The 18094-nt window shown below is 60.9% G+C and carries 20 protein-coding genes; 11 read left to right on the forward strand and 9 right to left on the reverse strand.

Annotation, left to right across the window (positions count from 1 at the left end):
* On the forward strand, positions 1–196 hold a 196-nt coding region (locus tag ACEK02_RS09735; protein ID WP_371421515.1), incomplete at its 5' end, for a hypothetical protein.
* A gap of 79 nt (positions 197–275) precedes the next feature.
* On the forward strand, positions 276–1886 hold the full coding sequence (locus ACEK02_RS09740) for an acyl-CoA synthetase (RefSeq protein ID WP_371421516.1): 1611 nt from the start codon (positions 276–278) through the stop codon (positions 1884–1886).
* Between the two features lie 142 nt (positions 1887–2028).
* On the opposite strand, the gene ACEK02_RS09745 is transcribed toward ACEK02_RS09740, so the two are convergent.
* Genes ACEK02_RS09745 through ACEK02_RS09755 form a run of 3 tightly spaced genes read right to left on the reverse strand, consistent with a single transcriptional unit; the run spans position 2029 to position 3317 of the window.
* A complete protein-coding gene (locus ACEK02_RS09745) occupies positions 2029–2547 on the reverse strand; it encodes an SRPBCC family protein (protein WP_371421517.1) in 519 nt (172 codons plus the stop codon).
* 10 nt (positions 2548–2557) lie between these two features.
* Positions 2558–3010 carry an SRPBCC family protein gene (locus ACEK02_RS09750; RefSeq protein WP_371421518.1) on the reverse strand — a complete coding sequence of 151 codons (453 nt, stop codon included), beginning with the start codon at positions 3008–3010 and terminating at the stop codon, positions 2558–2560.
* Positions 3003–3317, reverse strand: a complete 315-nt coding sequence (locus ACEK02_RS09755) for an ArsR/SmtB family transcription factor (RefSeq protein WP_371421603.1) — start codon at positions 3315–3317, stop codon at positions 3003–3005. The genes ACEK02_RS09750 and ACEK02_RS09755 overlap by 8 nt, the downstream gene beginning before the upstream one ends.
* 109 nt (positions 3318–3426) lie before the next feature.
* Here ACEK02_RS09755 and ACEK02_RS09760 point away from each other — a divergent pair, with 109 nt between their 5' ends.
* Positions 3427–4044: a LysE family translocator gene (locus tag ACEK02_RS09760; RefSeq protein WP_371421519.1), complete on the forward strand. Its 618-nt coding sequence runs from the start codon at positions 3427–3429 to the stop codon at positions 4042–4044.
* Between the two features lie 69 nt (positions 4045–4113).
* A complete protein-coding gene (locus ACEK02_RS09765; RefSeq protein WP_371421520.1) occupies positions 4114–5088 on the forward strand; it encodes a DUF3592 domain-containing protein in 975 nt (324 codons plus the stop codon).
* 38 nt (positions 5089–5126) lie between these two features.
* On the opposite strand, the gene ACEK02_RS09770 is transcribed toward ACEK02_RS09765, so the two are convergent.
* On the reverse strand, positions 5127–5930 hold the full coding sequence (locus ACEK02_RS09770) for an N-formylglutamate amidohydrolase (RefSeq protein WP_371421521.1): 804 nt from the start codon (positions 5928–5930) through the stop codon (positions 5127–5129).
* Between the two features lie 115 nt (positions 5931–6045).
* On the opposite strand from ACEK02_RS09770, the gene ACEK02_RS09775 reads away from it, so the two are divergent.
* Together ACEK02_RS09775 and ACEK02_RS09780 are read left to right on the forward strand one after the other, a co-directional pair.
* Positions 6046–6954: a transglutaminase N-terminal domain-containing protein gene (locus ACEK02_RS09775; RefSeq protein ID WP_371421604.1), complete on the forward strand. Its 909-nt coding sequence runs from the start codon at positions 6046–6048 to the stop codon at positions 6952–6954.
* Positions 6955–6962: 8 nt separating this feature from the next.
* Positions 6963–7358 carry a gamma-glutamylcyclotransferase gene (locus ACEK02_RS09780; protein ID WP_371421522.1) on the forward strand — a complete coding sequence of 132 codons (396 nt, stop codon included), beginning with the start codon at positions 6963–6965 and terminating at the stop codon, positions 7356–7358.
* 59 nt (positions 7359–7417) lie between these two features.
* Here ACEK02_RS09780 and ACEK02_RS09785 read toward each other — a convergent pair whose 3' ends face one another.
* From ACEK02_RS09785 to ACEK02_RS09800, 4 genes are all read right to left on the reverse strand, one after another.
* Positions 7418–8635, reverse strand: coding sequence for an MFS transporter (locus ACEK02_RS09785; RefSeq protein ID WP_371421523.1), 1218 nt, complete (start codon positions 8633–8635; stop codon positions 7418–7420).
* Between the two features lie 194 nt (positions 8636–8829).
* Positions 8830–9153: a BrnA antitoxin family protein gene (locus ACEK02_RS09790; RefSeq protein WP_371421524.1), complete on the reverse strand. Its 324-nt coding sequence runs from the start codon at positions 9151–9153 to the stop codon at positions 8830–8832.
* The gene (locus tag ACEK02_RS09795) at positions 9095–9427 is read right to left on the reverse strand and encodes a BrnT family toxin (RefSeq protein ID WP_093759459.1); all 333 of its coding nucleotides are present in this window, start codon (positions 9425–9427) and stop codon (positions 9095–9097) included. The genes ACEK02_RS09790 and ACEK02_RS09795 overlap by 59 nt, the downstream gene beginning before the upstream one ends.
* 119 nt (positions 9428–9546) lie before the next feature.
* On the reverse strand, positions 9547–10104 hold the full coding sequence (locus tag ACEK02_RS09800; RefSeq protein ID WP_371421525.1) for a chlorite dismutase family protein: 558 nt from the start codon (positions 10102–10104) through the stop codon (positions 9547–9549).
* A 463-nt stretch (positions 10105–10567) separates the two neighbouring features.
* Between ACEK02_RS09800 and dnaG the strand changes: the two genes are divergently transcribed.
* Together dnaG and rpoD are read left to right on the forward strand one after the other, a co-directional pair.
* Positions 10568–12580 (forward strand): DNA primase, encoded by a 2013-nt coding sequence (gene dnaG, locus ACEK02_RS09805; RefSeq protein WP_371421526.1) that lies wholly within the window; start codon positions 10568–10570, stop codon positions 12578–12580.
* Between the two features lie 292 nt (positions 12581–12872).
* Positions 12873–14999: an RNA polymerase sigma factor RpoD gene (gene rpoD, locus ACEK02_RS09810; protein ID WP_371421527.1), complete on the forward strand. Its 2127-nt coding sequence runs from the start codon at positions 12873–12875 to the stop codon at positions 14997–14999.
* A 56-nt stretch (positions 15000–15055) separates the two neighbouring features.
* Here rpoD and ACEK02_RS09815 read toward each other — a convergent pair whose 3' ends face one another.
* Positions 15056–15229 carry a hypothetical protein gene (locus ACEK02_RS09815; RefSeq protein ID WP_371421528.1) on the reverse strand — a complete coding sequence of 58 codons (174 nt, stop codon included), beginning with the start codon at positions 15227–15229 and terminating at the stop codon, positions 15056–15058.
* A 214-nt stretch (positions 15230–15443) separates the two neighbouring features.
* Between ACEK02_RS09815 and ACEK02_RS09820 the strand changes: the two genes are divergently transcribed.
* From ACEK02_RS09820 to ACEK02_RS09830, 3 genes are all read left to right on the forward strand, one after another.
* A complete protein-coding gene (locus ACEK02_RS09820; RefSeq protein WP_371421529.1) occupies positions 15444–15854 on the forward strand; it encodes a DUF4345 domain-containing protein in 411 nt (136 codons plus the stop codon).
* 373 nt (positions 15855–16227) lie between these two features.
* Positions 16228–17151, forward strand: coding sequence for a retron St85 family effector protein (locus ACEK02_RS09825; RefSeq protein WP_371421605.1), 924 nt, complete (start codon positions 16228–16230; stop codon positions 17149–17151).
* On the forward strand, positions 17148–18074 hold the full coding sequence (locus tag ACEK02_RS09830; protein WP_371421530.1) for a retron St85 family RNA-directed DNA polymerase: 927 nt from the start codon (positions 17148–17150) through the stop codon (positions 18072–18074). The genes ACEK02_RS09825 and ACEK02_RS09830 overlap by 4 nt, the downstream gene beginning before the upstream one ends.
* Positions 18075–18094 lie beyond the last annotated feature (20 nt).

Consider the following 18094-nt stretch of genomic DNA (forward strand, 5'->3'; position numbering starts at 1 on the left):
GACCATGCCGGGCCGGGAATTTCAAGGCACTTTGGCGGACACCAGCCCTCATCCTGAGGAGGCGCCCCTTGGCGCCGTCTCGAAGGATGGCGACAAACATATCATGGTTCGAGACGCGCGCGGCGGCGGAGCAAGCGCTCCGCCTCAGAGCGCGCTCCTCACCATGAGGGCTGAGTTCAACGCCGTCTGGAAATAGGCTATGACGTCGCTGCGGCCGTTCAGACTTCTCCCCTGGAATAACGAGAAGAAGCAAACGCGGCCGCAGGGAGCCTGCCATGCTGGTCGAAACCACGGATTATGAGACGCTCGTCCGCAATTTCCGCTGGGATGTTCCGGAGCGATTCAACATCGCGACGGTGGCCTGCGACCGTCATGCCGACGGTAGCGGGCGGCTGGCGCTGATCTATGTGGACGAGGACCGCGGCACGCATCACTTCTCCTTCGACGAGATGCAGGCTTTCTCGCGCAGCTTCGCCAATGTGCTGAAGGCGGACGGCCTGCAGCGCGGCGACCGCATTGCGGTGTTCTTGTCGCAATCGGTGGAACTGCCGATCGTGCATCTCGCCGCGTTCCGTTCGGGTCTGGTCTCGGTGCCGCTGTTCACGCTGTTCGGCGAGGACGCGCTGGAATTCCGCCTTGCCAATTCCGGGGCCAAGGCCATCGTTACCGACGCGAGTGGCTGGGACAAGTTGTCGAAGATCCGCGAGCGGCTGCCTCATTTACAGGACATCTACGTCACGGACAGTGCACCGCATGCCGGCGCCAAACCGTTCTGGTCCGCGATCGAGGCGGCGTCCGAAGACTTCACCACGGTCGATACGTCCTGTGACGATCCCGCGATCATCATCTACACCTCGGGCACCACAGGAAATCCCAAGGGCGCGCTGCATGCGCATCGCGTACTGCTCGGCCATCTGCCCAATGTGGAGATGGTGCATGGTTTCTTCCCCAAGCCCGGCGATGTCTACTGGACGCCGGCCGACTGGGCGTGGATCGGTGGACTGTTCGATGCGCTGTTTCCGGCCTGGTATCACGGCGTTCCCATTGTCGGTTATCGCGCGAAGAAATTCGAACCGGCAGCCGCGATGCAGCTGATGGCCGATCACAAGATACGCAACGTGTTCCTGCCGCCGACCGCGCTGAAGCTGATGCGGCAGGCAAACGTCAAACATGATGGCGTGAAGCTGCGCAGCATGCTCACCGGCGGCGAGTCGCTCGGTTCGGAATTGCTCGACTGGGTGCGCAATACGTTCGGCATCGACGCCCATGAGATCTACGGCCAGACCGAATGCAATCTGGTGGTCGGCAACAATGCCGACCTGTTCCCGATTCGGCCGGGCTCCATGGGCAAGCCGACGCCGGGCTTCGATGTGCGTATCGTCAACGAACAGGGCGAGGAATTGCCGCGCGGCGAGCGCGGCATCGTGGGGGTGCGCCAGCCCAATCCCTGCACCATGCTGGGCTACTGGCAAAACCCGGAAGGCACCGCGAAGAAATTCGCCGGCGAGTTTCTGCTGACTGGCGATCTCGGCATTCAGGATGATGACGGCTACTTCTGGTATGTCTCGCGCGAGGACGACGTGATCACCTCGGCCGGCTATCGCATCGGCCCCTCCGAGATCGAGCATACCTTGTTGAAGCATCCGGCGGTGGCGCTGTCGGCAGTGGTCGGCATTCCCGATCCGATCCGCACCGAGGCGGTGAAAGCCTGGATCGTGCTGCGGCCGGGCTTCGCGCCCAGCGACGCGCTGGCGCGCGAGCTGCAGGACTTTGTGAAGTCGCAACTCGCCGCCCATGAATATCCGCGCCATGTGCAGTTTGCGGAGAGCCTGCCGATGACGGCGACGGGGAAGGTGCTGCGGCGGGAGTTACGGGCGCTGGGGTAGCTCGGACCTCATGGTGAGGAGCGCGCCCGCAGGCGGAGCGCTTGCTCCGCCGCTGCGCGCGTCTCGAACCATGGCCACGAGCGCCCGAACCCATCCTTCGAGACGGCGCAAGTGCGCCTCCTCAGGATGAGGTTCTACGAAATCACATCCCCGGCACCTTGATCCCCATCTCCTTCAACGCCGCGAGCAGCCGCAGCGGTGGCTCCATCTGGATCGCCGGGACCTTGCCCGTTTCCAGCAAGCTCTTCAGTCCCGACAGGATCGCCGGCCAGCCGGCGCGGCCGCCGGAGAGGATGTCGTCGCTGAGTTCGCGGTCATGCGATTGCGTCAGTGTCAGCTTCACCGCCTCACCGGATGGCGCGATGTCATAGGTCACCAGCGTTGAGCCCAGCGCCTCGACAAGTCCGGGCCAGTTGACGTCCCAGGTGATGACAAGCTTGCGCGGTGGATCGCAGGTGATGACTTCGCCGGAGATATGCAGCGATCCGTCCGGCATCAGCACCCTGAACGTACCGCCGACTTTCTGCTCAAGTTCGACGGCAAAGCCGGAAAAATACTGCCGGCTGAACTCTGCCGAGGTCAGCGCCTGCCAGACTTTCTCCGGCGTGGAGGCAATGTAGATCGTGTAGGCGAAGGCGGGTTTGAATGTGCTGATATCCATCGGCTGCTCCTTACGTCTCGCTCGTCGGGTCGAGCGACAGTGGCTGCCCGGTTTCGAGGAAGGTCTTCAGGCTTGCGAACACCATCGGCCAGCCGCGGGAGATGCTCGGCAGCACTTTGCTGTGATCCGGGAAGCCCTGATGTGTGACGGTGAGTTTGACCACCTTGCCGCGTGGTTCGAGATCGAGCGTGACGCGAGACGGCTTCTCCGTGGCTATGTCGTCGTCATAGATCGGATGCCAGCTATATGAGATCCGGCGCGGTGGATCGGATTCCAGAATCACGCATTCATCCATCACGATGCCGCCCTTGCCGAGCGTCATGGCCGAACCGACTTTCCAGTCGCTATCGAGGCGGTAACCGAACCAGTAGCGTTCGGTGAAGTCGCCGTTCGTCAGTGCCTGCCAAAGCTTGTCAGGCGTGGTCTCGATGAAAGTGACATAGACAAATTCCGGCTTACTCATCACGCGTCTCCAGCTGTCGTTTCAACTCGCTGAGCGCGGCGAGCCTGCCGCGCTCGAATTTTCTGATCCAGCGCTCGCCGATCTCATGGATCGGGACGGGATTGATGTAGTGCAGCTTCTCGCGGCCATGCCTGATGGTGGCGACGAGATTGGCCGCTTCCAGAATTGCAAGGTGCTTGGTCACGGCCTGCCGTGACATGTCCAGCCCGTCGCAGAGCTCGTTCAGCGTCTGGCCGTTGTCGGCGTGAAGCCGGTCCAGCAATGAGCGCCGCGACGCGTCGGCCAGTGCCTTGAAGACCTCATCCATGGCCGGGATAATAGGCAACCAAATGGTTGCCTGTCAAGCGATGCTCTTGTCTGGTGCAGCGCGTGGGCTAGAGTTCGGCCACCAGCAAGACTCCCCTGAGAGAAACGCCATGTCGCTTCAAGTCTATCTCGCGTTCGTCGTCGCCTGCATCGCGCTGGCGCTGCTGCCGGGTCCGAATGTCACGCTGGTGATCGCCAATGGGCTGCGTTACGGCACGCGTGCGGCGATGATCAGCATTGCCGGCACGCAAGCGGGGCTTGCCGTGGTGATCGGCATCGTCGCGCTCGGTCTGGCGACGCTGATGGCCACCATGGGCTACTGGTTCGACTGGGTGCGCTTTGCCGGCGCTGCCTATCTGGTGTGGCTCGGCATCAAGCTGGTCCGCGCGCCGGTCGAGGGCATCGACGCCGATACGCCGCCGGCGCCGCCGCGCGGCGGGTTCTTCCTGCAGGGCATGATGGTGCTGCTCAGCAATCCGAAAGTGCTGGTGTTCTTCGGCGCCTTCATTCCGCAATTCGTCGACATGGAGAAGAACCACTTCCTTCAGGTCGGGATCCTCGGCGCCACATTCATGGTGACGGCGGCGCTGACGGACATGGTCTATGCGGTGGCGGCGGGCCGCGCGCGACAGTTCTTCTCGGCACGGCGGACACGGCTGCTGTCGCGCATCTCCGGCGGCTTCATGATCGGCGGCGGGGTCTGGCTGGCGCTGACACGCGCCCGCTGAACCTTATGCCGCGTCCGCACGTCCAACGATCTGAGGGCGCCGCCGGCGTTCGTGCCGCAAGGATCCGCCGTGCCCGACATTCCCTGGTTCGTCTATGCCATGCTGCTGGCGCCGTTCGGCCTGATCCTGGCCGCCGCCGGCACTAAATATCTGCAGGTCCGTGCTGCCAGCGACTGGCCATCCACCTTCGGCAAGGTGATTGTCTCGACATCCGAAGTACGTAACGTCGAGGTGCTCGACGACACCCGGGAAGATCGCAAACGGACCGAGCAGCGCAACTTCGCGAATATCGTCTACGAATATACAGTCAGCGGACAGAAGCTCACCAATAACCGCGTCAGCATCGGCGAAGACCGCGGCAATTTCGAAGTCGCGGAAACAATCGCGCGCTATCCGGTCGGCACTGCGGTGATGGTCTATTACAATCCGCGGCACCCGCGCGATGCCGTACTCGATCGCGAGATGCCGAAGGGGATCGGCGGCTGCCTTGGCATCGCCGCCGTCATCGTGCTGACGCTTGTGATTGGCGGCATCTTCGGTGCGGCACGCATCAATGAATTCATCGCCGCACATCTGACCGACCCAAAGGTGTCTCCGATGGTGACGGCGCTTTGCGGGTTCGGCTTGCTCGTTGCCTTGTTCGGCCTGGCGCTGCACCGGCAGGGGTCGCTGGCGCGGAAGTGGCCGGTGGTGCCGGGCACCGTCAAACTGGGCGCGCCCGAAACTTATGTGAGTCGCGACAGCGATACCGGGCGCAGCGGGCCGGTGATGCAGACCCGGAACGTGCAGTACAACTATCGCTTCAAGCACGTCGCCTATATCGGGTCCGCCGGAAGCCTGAGCACGAGCAATCCGAACCCGCCGTCATGGCAGTTGCGGCTGTTCGGGATGGATTACAAGAACGGCGATGCGGTGAAGGTCTTCGTCAATCCCGACAATCCATCCGATTCGACACTGCGTCCCGGAGGTCGTGCCGCCTATTTCCTGTGGATGGTCGCGGCGGGATTTATGGTGGTGGCCTATTTCATCGCGACGCACGGCTAGGCACTTCGCGCCGCGCGGGTGCATTGGCAGCTACAAGGCTACAGGTGCGAGGCGTGCGGCGTGATCAGCGTCGCCTCGATTTCCGTGAAGATGCGCGTCAGCCGCTCCGCCCATTCGGTCTGACCGCTTGCGTCCGTGATCAGATCCTGCCGGATCTCGATCCCCGTATTCATCAGTCCGCGTTTCTCGCCATGCACGGGGATCGTGTAGTCGGTCGCATCCGAGACTGCATAGGGTTCGTTGTCGCCCACCACCAGATCGGCTTCGGAGCGCAAATGATGCAGCAGCACTGGCGGCAGTTTGGTGTCGTGCTGATACAGAGTGCCGATATGCCAGGGGCGCTGAATGCCCGCATAGACCGGTGTGAAGCTGTGCAGCGACACCAGCACCGTCGGCTGCCCGTTCGCCAGCCGTGCATCGATCACCTCGTCGATGCGGCGGTGATACGGATCGAAGATCAGCTCGCGCCGCCTCGCCTTGGCGTCCTGCGTGAGGCCATCATTGCCGGGCACTGTGGTCGCTTCGCTGATCAGTGGAATCGCGCTCACCGCGTCCGGAGGCCGGTTGCAGTCGATCACCAGCCGCGAATAGCGTTGCGCCACCAGATGTGCATCGAGCGCCCGAGCCATCTGCTCGGCGACGCCGGCGATGCCGACATCCCAGGCGATGTGGCGGGCGAACTCGCTTTCGGGCAGGCCGAGATCGCCGAGCATCTCCGGAACCAGCCGGCCGTAGTGATCGCAAGTCAGGAGAAAAGGGGACGTTCCCCGGATATTGAGCTCCAGAACCGGAGGAACTTCCTCTGGCCCGAGGTGTAGAACCGTGTCCTGATGGCTATCCAAAGGCTTTCCCAATCTGCCTAACGATGCGGCATTCCGGCCTGTGATTGCCGGGCCTTCCGTAAAAATGTCTTCCGTATAAGCTGCACGGGACAAATCACGCATGAACGATCCATTGATGCCCCTGCTTACGATTCATCACAAGACCGAATATCGCTACGCACATCCCGTTGCGTTTGGCGAGCACCGGATCATGTTGCGGCCGCGCGATGGCCATGATCTGCGCATGCTCAATGGCAGGCTGGAGATCACGCCGGAGCCGGCATCGCTGCGCTGGATCCACGACGTGTTCGGCAATTCGGTCGCCATTGCCACTTTCGATGAGCACGCGCGCAAACTCACTTTCGTGTCCACCGCAACCATCGAACATCTGCCGTCGGACGAGTTCGCGCTGACGGCCGACGACAAGGCCTATTTCTATCCGTTCCTGTATGACGCCGAGGAACTGCCGGATCTGCAGGAATTCATCCGGCCGCAATATGGCGATCCCGATGGCGAACTCGCCGCATGGGCGCGCGGCTTTCTCGATCCGCAGGGCCGCACGCCGACTTACAATATTCTCTCCGGCATGACGCTGGGCATCCGCAAGCAGTTCGCCTATCGCAAGCGCTACGAGCATGGCACCCAGCATCCGCTCGATACGCTGCAGACCAAATCCGGCACCTGCCGCGACTTCGCGCTGTTCATGATCGAGGCGCTGCGCCGGCTCGGCATCGCCGCGCGTTTCGTGTCGGGCTATCTGTTCATCCATGGCGACCGCGATCACAATTATGTCGGCGGCGGCTCCACCCATGCCTGGGTGCAGGTCTATCTGCCTGCTGCAGGCTGGATCGAATTCGATCCGACCAACGGCATCATCGGCAGCAAGGATCTCATTCGCGTCGCCGTGGCGCGCGATCCGCGCCAGGCGGTGCCGCTGCACGGCACCTATATGGGCTCGGCAGATGCGCTTCTCGGCATGGATGTGAGTATCAATGTGGTGTCCGCCGGCGACGATGTCGCCGCGGCGCTTGCCGAGAAAGTCTGACCGACACCATGCCCGATCGCGTTTTCGTCTATGGCACCCTCATGCGCGGCTTCGATCATCCGATGTCGAAGCTGCTGTCATCCGGCGCGGATTTTCTCGGCGAAGCCTCGTGCCGCGGCAGGCTGTATATGGTCGCGCATTATCCGGGCCTGCTGCATTCCGACGATGCCCGTGACATCGTATTCGGCGAGCTGTTTCGGTTGCGCAAGCCGGATGAGCTGATGGCAGCGCTCGACGACTATGAAAGCGTCGGCCCAGATCACCCGCAGCCGACGCTGTATCTGCGCGAGCGGATTGCCGTGACGCTGGCCGATGGCAGCGTGAGCGAAGCCTGGACCTATATTTACAACAGGCCGGTCGATGAAACGACGCGCATCAGGTCGGGCCGCTTCCTGGCGCCTTAGAGCATGATCCGGAAAAGTGGAAACCGGTTTTCCGAAAAGATCATGCTCAAATAGAAAATCTAACCTTCCTTGCGTCTGCCCGCCACTTCCAGCCCGAACAGCGCCAGCGCAATCAGCGATGCACCGATGCCGATCAAGGCGATCATCGAGGTGCCGCCCGATGCCACCGCAAACCCGCTAAGGCCTGAACCGACCGCGCCGCCGAAAAAGGCGCAGGCGAGAAACAGCGCGTTGAGCCGGCTGCGGATATGGCCGGCGAGGGCGTAGATCGCGCGCTGTCCGGCCACCACATTGCCCTGCGTGCCGGCGTCAATCAGGATTCCCGCGATGACGAACAGCGTAATGGCAAGCGTGCCGCCGGTGTGGCCGGCGATCCAGGTCAGCACGAAGCTCGCGAGCACCAGCAGCATCGCGGTGACGGTGACGAGATCGCCGCGGCCGCGATCGGCGAGGCGTCCCGCGAGCGGTGCCACCAGTGCGCCGCCGGCGCCCGACAGCAGGAAGGCCGACATGGCGATATGGCCGAACGCGAATGGCGGCTGCTCCAGCACCAGCGGCATCGCCGTCCAGAACAGGCTGAAGGCGCCGTAAAGCAGGCACTGATAGGCCGAACGCTGCTGCAGCACCCGCGTGGTCAGCATCAGATCCCACAGCGAGTGGATCAGCGTCGCATAGGTCAGTTCATGCGTCGGTTGCCGGCGCGGCAACGCGACCATCATCAGCGCGAACACACCGCACATCAGCACCGCCGACATCACGAACACCGCGCGCCAGCCGAATGAGCCGGCCACCATGGTGGCCAGCGGCCGCGACAGCAGGATGCCGAACAAAAGCCCGCTCATCACGGTCCCGACGATCTGCCCGCGAATACGCTCGGGTGCGAGATGTGCCACCACCGGCATGATCATCTGGGTGCCGACGGCGGTGCCGCCAAGCAGCAGCGATGAGGCGAGGAAGATCGATGCCGTTGGTGCCGCCGCCGCGATCAGCAGGCTCGCGATCAGGCAGCCGAGCGTCACCAGGATCAGCGTCTTGTTCTCGACGAGATCGCCGAGCGGCACCAGGAACAAGAGTCCCAACACATAGCCGAACAGGACCATGGTGAGCATGACGCCGGCGGATGACAGGTCCAGCCCGAAGGCTTCGCTGATCGGCCCGACCAGCGGCTGCGCGTAATACACATTGGCGACGGTGACGCCGCAGGCGACGGCAAAGGAAAAAATCAGCCAGCCGCCGGGACCGGAGTCGCGGGGGGCGTGTTCGGACGATGGCGTCATGGAGGCTTTCAGGCGGGCGGGACGATCGCCGGGAGATATGACGCATGTGATGCCATGCCAGAAGTGCGGCATCTTGAATGGGAGCCATGCAGGTCGGATGTTCGGGCCTTGTCAGGCGGTTGACGTGCACGCCGCCTTTGGTGCCGGTCCCGCCCTCAGCCGCTCCCACGGAGCGGCGGGGAATGCCGGGAGAACTATGCCCGTTTCTTGGTCTTCGGCTTGGCCTTCTGCAGCATGTAAGACCGCAGCACCGCATTCATCCGGCCCTGATAGCCGTCGCCCTCGCTCTTGAAGAAATCCAGAACGTCCTCGTCGATGCGGATGGAGATGGCTTTCTTCTTTGCAGGCATGAGGAGGACAGCTTTGGACCAATCGATATCCTCGAATTCCTTCCAATCGGGATCATTGGCAATCGCGGTTTCGATGTCCTTCTCCGTCAACGCGTCGAAACGCGCCCAGTCAGTCTTTCCCTTGCGGCGATCGCCCCATTGTCGCGTTACGATATGCTCTTTCTTCATTTGGTCTCGGATGGCGCGCGGAAATGATCCTGATCAGTTCACTTCGGTGTGTGAAAATAACCGAAATGATTCGACCATTAGCTTCCCCTATCGCTATCCATCGCTCCTCGTTGTTACGGGGTGAACGCCAGGCAATGATCGGTGAGTAAAAGATCTCACTTGCCTCTTCAAAAGCAATGTTGTGCTTCTTTAGGTTCGCTTGGCTCTTGAGATCATCCCATTCGAAGCCCGCGGGCTCCAGAGTCTTAAATCTCGTATCGCGTTCGGCCGTCATCTGCGCCCCATCGAGAAGAAGTTACAATCTGCATTGCCTTCTTCAAGTTTGGAACGAGCCGTTCAGTGCGATGATTGTATATACAAAAGTATTTCGTGTTGGTCAAGGCTTAGTGGATATCAAACCACCACCTTCACCACCCGCACATCGACCTCGCGCTCCACATAGCTCCATTCTTCGGTCTCGCGCAGGCCGCCGACGAGATCCTCGAATTCCTGCGCGTGTTCCGGCGCATATTCGAACCAGGTGAGGAAATCGAACGGCTCGCCGAGATCGCGCGAATGATAGAGCTGGCGCGCGATGGCCGGCAGGTATTTCAGGCTGTCGGCGATGTGGCGGGATTTGTCCTCGAATATGCGGCGGCGCTCGTTCTGGGTCATGTCCCACCAGGCGGCGTTCTTCCTGATCGGGATCAGCGCGCCATGGGTCGCCTCTGGTCGGCCGAGCCCGGCCTGTGCTGCAACCAGCGCGATCTTCTCGGTGCGCTCGACATAGCGGACATGACTGGCGACGCCGGCGAGGCGCCATGATGTCTGCGAGGGCAGCAGCGGCAGCGAGATGGCGTCGGCATGGGTGATGGAGAGCGCGTTGACGGGTTTCAGCGTCTCGCCCTTGACCGGCGAGATCGAGATCACCTGCCATGCACCGGTATTTCCGCCGCGGAATGTCGTGAACATGGGATATGAGAGCGTGGAACCGGGGTGAGTTCAAGCAAATTGAAACAAGCTTGCCACAGCTACGTCATTCCGGGGCGTGCGAGCGAAGCTCGCGCGAACCTCAGCCGTTCCAATTGGAATGGCGGGGAATCTCACCAAAAACTCCGTCCTCATGGTGAGGAGGCGCTCTTGCGCCGTCTCGAACCATGATGTGGGGTGCGTCTCCAGCGAATGGCCCGCCATCCCCAGCGAATGGCTCCGCCATTCGCAAGGAGACGCGCGCAAGGGCGCGCTCCTCAGGATGAGGTTGGAGTGTAGCGCAACCCGATCCGGCCCGGCCCTGCCCTGTGAATAGCGGTATTAATAACAGCCGGTTCAAATCTGCTCCCGGAAAACCTATATCCATGGTCGGCTGGGCTCAGACCCGGTCCTGGGCCGTTTGACCGGCAACGCTTACCTAACCCGATCGACCCATAAACACCCCATGCGCTTCACGCCCCAATTCCTCGACGATCTGCGTGCCCGGCTTCCGGTTTCGGAAGTCGTGAGCAAGCGCGTCAAGTTGAAGAAGGCCGGGCGGGAGTGGAAGGGGCTGTCGCCGTTCCAGCAGGAGAAGTCGCCATCGTTTTTCGTCAATGACGAGAAGGGATTTTACCACGACTTCTCCAGCGGCAAGCACGGCGACATCATCAATTTCGTGATGGAGACCGACGGCGCCAGTTTCGTCGAGGCGGTGGAGCGGCTGGCGCAGATGGCGGGCGTGGCACTGCCGGCGGCGACGCCCGATGCCGCGCGCCACGAGCAGCGCCGCAAGACGCTCTATGACGTGATGGATCTCGCCGCGAAATTCTTCGCGGAGACGCTGGTGGGGCGCGAAGGCGCCCGGGCGCGCGGCTATCTCGCCGATCGCGGCATCACGCCTGCGGTTCAGCTCCAGTTCCGCATGGGCTTTGCATCCGAAGATCGTTTCGCGCTGAAGGAATATCTCGGCGCCGCCGGCGTGCCGGTGTCCGACATGGTCGAGGCGGGCCTGCTGATATCAGGCGAGGACATCCCGGTGCCCTATGATCGCTTTCGCGATCGCGTGATGTTTCCCATTTCCGACGTGCGCGGACGCGTCATCGCCTTCGGCGGCCGTGCGCTGAAAAAGGATGCGCCGGCGAAATATCTGAACTCGCCGGAAACGCCGCTGTTTCACAAGGGCGACAATCTCTACAACCTGCCGATGGCGCGCAAGGCCGCCCATGACGGCGCGCCGCTGGTGGTGGTCGAAGGCTATGTCGACGTCATCGCCATGGTCGGCGTCGGCTTTCCCGGGGCGGTCGCCCCACTCGGCACCGCGCTGACCGAGAACCAGCTTCAACTGCTCTGGAGGATGGCCGACGAGCCGATCCTGTGTTTCGACGGCGACAGGGCCGGCCAGAAGGCGGCCTGGCGCGCGGCGGAACTGGCGCTGCCGCATCTCAAGCCCGGCAAGAGCTTGCGTTTCGCGCTGCTGCCCGAAGGGCAGGACCCCGACGACCTCGCACGTTCCGGCGGCCGCGCGGCCATCGAGGACGTGATGGCGGCGGCGGGCACGCTGTCGGACCTGATCTGGGCGCGCGAGATCGCCGGCGGTACTTTCGCGACGCCGGAGCGCCGCGCGGCGCTGGAGGCGCGGATCAACGAATTGTCGAACGGCATCCGCGACGAGGTGGTGAAGAAATACTACCGCCAGGACATGACCGAGCGGCTGCAGCGCGCCTTCGGCACCGGCCCGCGCAACTATGGCGCTAACAATGGCGGCCGCGGCGGCTTCCAGCCGGGCGGCGGCGGTTTTGCGCGCAGTCCGCGCCCGTTCACGCCCGGTCCGGCCGGGCGAATCAGTGGCGGCGGGCGGTTTGGGGCCAATGCCGGGCCGCAAACCATCCAGCGCGGGCCCTATCAGGTGGTCAGTCCACAGCTTGCGACCTCCTCGATCATGCGCGGCCAGCGCAGCGCCATTTCCCGGCGCGAGGCGCTGATCGTGCAGTCGCTGATCAACCATCCCTGGTTGCTGCATGACCGGCTGGAGGAGGTGGCGGCGCTGGAACTCGCCCATCCGGAGATGCACAAGCTGCGCGCGGCGATCATCGCGGCCTTTGCCCATGAGCATCATCATGGCGACGAGGCCGAGCAAAGTGCGGAAATGCGTTCAGATCTGGTTAAGGCCGGGTATTCCGAGCAATTACAACACGTTGAGCAGGCAGTTACCACCCAGGCGGTATGGGCGGCCCGGCCCGGCGCGGCCCGCGAGGACGTTCTTTCCACCTGGACGCAGCTCGTTGCCTTGCATCGCCAGTGGCACTCATTACTTAGAGAACTCAAAGACGCGGAGCTTGCTCTGGGCGCAGAAGCAAGCGAAACGAACTACGGCTGGTTGCGCGATGTGAAGGCCCGGTTGGCTGAGGTCGACGGGATCGAGGCGCTGATCGAGGGGTTCGGAGAATCCTCGGGGCGGTTCCAGCGCAGTTCGTAAGGTCTGCCGAAGGCAACTTTGCTGCGGATGGTGCCCGGGCAAACCGCGAAAAGACTCGCCAAACCCATGGTTTGGCTGCAAAAACAGGGTTAATCCGAGCTTAAGGCTCTCCACGCTAAGGGTCTGGGGCTTAAGTAGTGAAAACCGCGAAGACGACGTCGGGGGTGGCGATGGATATGCGCCGCCCTTTGTGCGTCAAGCGGTGACGATGATTGGATCGGGGCGCCTGCGCCCCCTGGATTGATAGCGGGGCGGTGACGCCCCCGGCGTGAGCGCGTTTCAGGAGCATTGAATGGCCACCAAGGCAAAGACGCTGCAGACCAAGGACAAGGAAAAAGACGACAAGGCAGCTGACGCGCCGGAGAAGGACTCCGCTGAAGCGCCGTCGCCTTTGCTCGACCTGTCCGACGCTGCCGTCAAGAAGATGATCAAGCAGGCCAAGAAGCGCGGCTTCGTGACCTTCGATCAGCTCAACGAAGTCTTGCCGTCGGACACCACCTCGCCCGAACAGATCGAAGACATCATGTCGATGCTCTCCGACATGGGCATCAACGTCTCCGAGAACGAAGACTCGGACGGCGAGGAGGAGAGCAAGGACGACGACGACGATACCGACAACGAACTCGTCGAAGTCACGCAAAAGGCCGTCACCGAAGTCAAGAAGTCGGAGCCCGGCGAGCGCACCGACGATCCCGTCCGCATGTATCTGCGCGAGATGGGCACCGTCGAGCTGCTGTCGCGCGAAGGCGAAATCGCCATCGCGAAGCGCATCGAGGCCGGCCGCGAGGCGATGATCGCAGGCCTCTGCGAAAGCCCGCTGACCTTCCAGGCCATCATCATCTGGCGCGATGAACTCAACGAAGGAAAGATCTTCCTTCGCGACATCATCGATCTCGAAGCGACCTATGCCGGTCCCGACGCCAAGAACAACATGAACCCGGCGCTGATCGCACCGCCGGTCGATGGTGAAGCTGTGGCCGAGGGTGCCGAAGCCGTGGCCGCTCCGCCTGCTGCTCCGCCGTCCGCCACCCCGTTCCGTCCGGCGCCGCCGCGTTCGGCGCCTGCTGCGGCTCCCGCCGGCGAAAGCACGTCGGAAGGCGCTGCCGACGGCGACATGGACGACGACGAGTTCGAGAACCAGATGTCGCTCGCCGCCATCGAGGCCGAGCTGAAGCCGAAGGTGGTCGAGACCTTCGACAAGATCGCCGACAGCTACAAGAAGCTGCGCAAGCTGCAGGAACAGGACATCGCGAACCAGCTCGAGAGCGCCTCGCAGGGCCCCTCGCTGTCGCCGTCGCAGGAGCGCAAGTACAAGAAGCTCAAGGACGAAATCATCGTCGAGGTGAAGTCGCTGCGCCTCAACCAGGCGCGTATCGATTCACTCGTCGAGCAGCTCTACGACATCAACAAGCGCCTCGTCTCGTTCGAAGGCCGCCTGCTGCGCCTCGGCGACAGCCACGGCGTCGCGCGCGAGGACTTCCTGCGCAACTATCAGGGCTCGGAGCTCGATCCGCGCTGGCTCAACCGCGTCTCGAAACTCTCGGCCAAGGGCTGGAAGAACTTCGTCGCGGTCGAGAAGGACCGCATCAAGGAACTGCGCGGCGAAATCCAGCAGCTCGCGGCCCTTACCGGCCTCGAGATCGGCGAATTCCGCAAGATCGTGCACGGCGTGCAGAAGGGCGAGCGCGAAGCCCGCCAGGCCAAGAAGGAGATGGTGGAAGCCAATCTCCGTCTCGTGATCTCGATCGCCAAGAAGTATACGAACCGCGGCCTGCAGTTCCTGGATCTGATCCAGGAAGGCAATATCGGTTTGATGAAGGCCGTCGACAAATTCGAATATCGCCGCGGCTACAAGTTCTCGACCTATGCGACCTGGTGGATCCGGCAGGCGATCACGCGTTCGATCGCCGACCAGGCCCGCACCATCCGCATTCCCGTGCACATGATCGAGACCATCAACAAGATCGTGCGCACCTCCCGGCAGATGCTCAACGAGATCGGCCGCGAGCCGACCCCGGAAGAGCTCGCCGAAAAGCTCGGCATGCCGCTGGAGAAGGTGCGCAAAGTCCTCAAGATCGCCAAGGAGCCGCTGTCGCTCGAAACCCCCGTGGGTGACGAGGAAGACTCGCATCTCGGCGATTTCATCGAGGACAAGAACGCGATCCTGCCGATCGACGCGGCGATCCAGTCCAACCTGCGCGAGAGCACCACCCGCGTGCTGGCCTCGCTCACCCCGCGCGAAGAGCGCGTGCTGCGCATGCGCTTCGGCATCGGCATGAACACCGACCACACGCTGGAAGAAGTCGGCCAGCAGTTCTCGGTGACCCGCGAACGTATCCGCCAGATCGAAGCCAAGGCGCTGCGCAAGCTCAAGCACCCGTCGCGGTCCCGCAAGCTGCGGAGCTTCCTGGATAACTAGCAAGCCTCGTCCGCCGAAGCCTCCTGGCGAAGGCGGATGCGGTCGTTCCTGAATAACTAACCGTCGCTTTCGATCGTTTGATCCTTCTGATGATGCCCGGCCAGCGCGAAGCAAGCTTCGCTAGATGCGCCGGGCATTTTCGTTGGTGCGTGCCGTGCGTTCATACGCCGCCGGCGACCCGGATCCGCCATCCGGAAAGGGCGTTGCGACGAAGAGGTGATGTCGGCCATGACGCGCTCGTCGTTTGATTAGTATGGCTGCAAGTATGTTCCTGTTTTGTTCTTGATGTCAAGAGGCTTCGCAGCCGCGCTTCCTTCACCGCGCCCCGCCGCGTGCAGCGGGGACGCAGGAGGTCGCGGCCGGTGCGCAACACGCCCTTTGATGGAGGCTCACCGCACGCTAGCGTCGCGCATTGCTCTATCCATTTTTCAAAAGGACATTGCCATGACGTCGCTCGCCCCGATGCTGCTCAGCCAGCGCGTTGCCCAGGTCTGCCTGTTTCTGGTGGGCGCCATCGCCATCTTCGGCGGCTCGCTGCAGATGGTTCTCGGCCAGCCCGAGACCGCGCCGCGGCTCGACAATGTGCATCGCTTCATGGGCGGCATCTATCTGATGTCCGGCGTCATGGGCCTGTGGGCGGCATCGACCATTCGCGAGCACAACACGCTGATTGTCCTGATGGCGGCGACGGTGTTCGTCGGCGGCCTCGGCCGCGTGCTCTCGATATCAAAAGTCGGCCTGCCCGAACCGCATGCAGTGTGGATCACCTATCTCGTGCCGGAGCTGGTGCTCCCGTGGATCATCATCGCGGCGCAGATGATGACGAACAGGCAGATGGCGGGCGGGGCGGGGTGAGAAGGTTAGAGCATCCGAGCGGTAATCCGCCAAAATAATATTGTATTGGGTTTGAGTCGGGCTCTCGATTTTCCATACTGTAGAATGAAAAATACTGCGTTCGTTTCGTTGTTTGCGAGTACTCAGATTTACTACGCGAGTTGAATTGACTTTTCACTACCGACGGTAATATTCTATGCCTGCTTACGCGTTGAGCACTTACTAGCTAGGTGCTTGGTCTGGTGTTTCGCTGGACCTCATATTATTGCTGAGTTTTGGCGCCCCAAACGATAGCTCCACGCTGTCGCCCTACGGGACGCTCCGCTCGATAGCGTGGATCTATCGTTTGGGGCTTTAAAGGTAAGCTCTTTTGCCGCTTCCGTTAGCCGATGATTTGGATCCGAACGGGATACATGTTCAGGCTGCGTCGAACATCATATTCCTTTGTGGCGGACAGCGATCAGACCTCTCTGTACCTACTCCGCTGTCTCTTCGCGACGCCTTCCTGAAGGTTGTCGATAATCCGATCTTGAAGAACAGAGACTTAGTTCAAGCGGAAGATATCACTGAAGCGTTCTCTTTCTTCGACATCTACGCCGATATTCTTGAGTTCGAGATCGATATCGCCCAGATAGTCGAGCTCATCATACTATTCTCCGAAAGCGAAGGAAGTCTGGCCGAACTTGGTGCGTTTGCGATGACAGAAGAGATTGCTGCGCATCTTTTCGTAATCGTTCGAGAGAAGCACTGGAAGAAAAGCTCGTTTGTGCGATTGGGGCCGTTGCGACGGATAGAAGGCAGGCATGGGCGAGGGGCTATTTTTATAGTCGAAGATAAAGTTGTTGGAATGCAGGGCGACTCAGCAGCGAAGGTCGACAAGAATTTGCTTGTTGATCTGCTTAAGAAGCCGATTTCCGAAAGGCTGGCAAAGCCGAGTGAACCGTCGACGTTCGATGCGAGTCGGTCGGGTCACGTCATTAAATTGGTTGTGGGGCTGGTCCAAGAGTACGGCGCTCTGCAGATAGCGGAGATTCTTGAGCTTCTCAAAATAATAGGCGTTGGGAAGACCGAGCAAGACGTTCGTAGATATCTTCTCTGCGCTGAGGCAATCGGGTGGGTAGTTCAAATTTCAAAAGGAACTTGCGACTACTACGTTGCAAAAGCAAATAAGTCGGACGCGGCCACAATTCTTTCTAAGAAAGAGGCGGAGATCAGGAATAAGCAACGCAGGCGAATAGCGATTAGAGAGTATTGGGAAAGAGAGGATCCTCAGCGTCACAGAGCAATGTTAGAAGGTGCTCGGGGGATCAGTATATGAGTGATCTCATTCCTCTTCTTATAGCTCAGACTGGGCTCAGCGAGTCTGATATTCTCGGGATCATCCGCAACGCGCCTCGTCGTTACAAGACCTACGCCATTGAGAAACGGAACGGTGGAGAGCGTGTAATATCGCAGCCCGCCCGCGAGCTAAAGGCCCTGCAGCGAATACTTATGGCCGAATTGTTGGCAAAGCTGCCTGTGCATGTTGCTGCGACAGCATATCGCGAAGGAATTTCGATAAAAGCGAATGCTTTGGCCCATGCTCAGAATGGCCCGATAATGAAGTTCGACTTTGAAAACTTCTTTCCTTCAATTACAGCGAGGGACTGGCGAACATACTGCGAGCGGAGATCGCTTTTCCGTAGTGAAGTGGATCTTTGGCTAACTACAAACGTGTTTTTTAAGAAGGACTACGCAAGATCTTCTCTTGTGCTTGCCATAGGCGCTCCGTCGTCTCCGCTTTTGTCGAATATCCTGATGCATGAGTTCGATGAAAAGGTCGCAGAGATCGTTCGCAAGGATCAAGTCACATATACTCGCTATGCCGACGATTTGACCTTTTCAGCAAAGCGGACCGGCTTTTTGACAAAGGTTGAATCTAACCTCAGGAAAATAATCCGGGAGTTAAAGTCTCCATCCTTGTCAATAAATGAAGCGAAAACGGTCCTTGCTACGACAAAGTACAAGCGCTTCGTCACGGGGCTTGTTCTTACCAATGACGGTGCAGTTTCTATAGGCCACGACCGTAAAAGGATAGTTCGTGCAGCCGTGCATCGGGCGCTGACAGGTAAACTTAGTTCAGGCGAGAAACGAGAGTTGGCAGGATTCTTGGCGTTTATTCACGATGTTGAACCGGACTTTCTCGTGCGCATTGAGAATAAATACGGCGCCGGAATTATTAGGCGCTTGCAGGAACAATAGCGTCTGTAATGGCTCGAGAG

This window comes from Tardiphaga sp., from assembly GCF_041424195.1.
Taxonomy (GTDB): Bacteria; Pseudomonadota; Alphaproteobacteria; order Rhizobiales; family Xanthobacteraceae; genus Tardiphaga.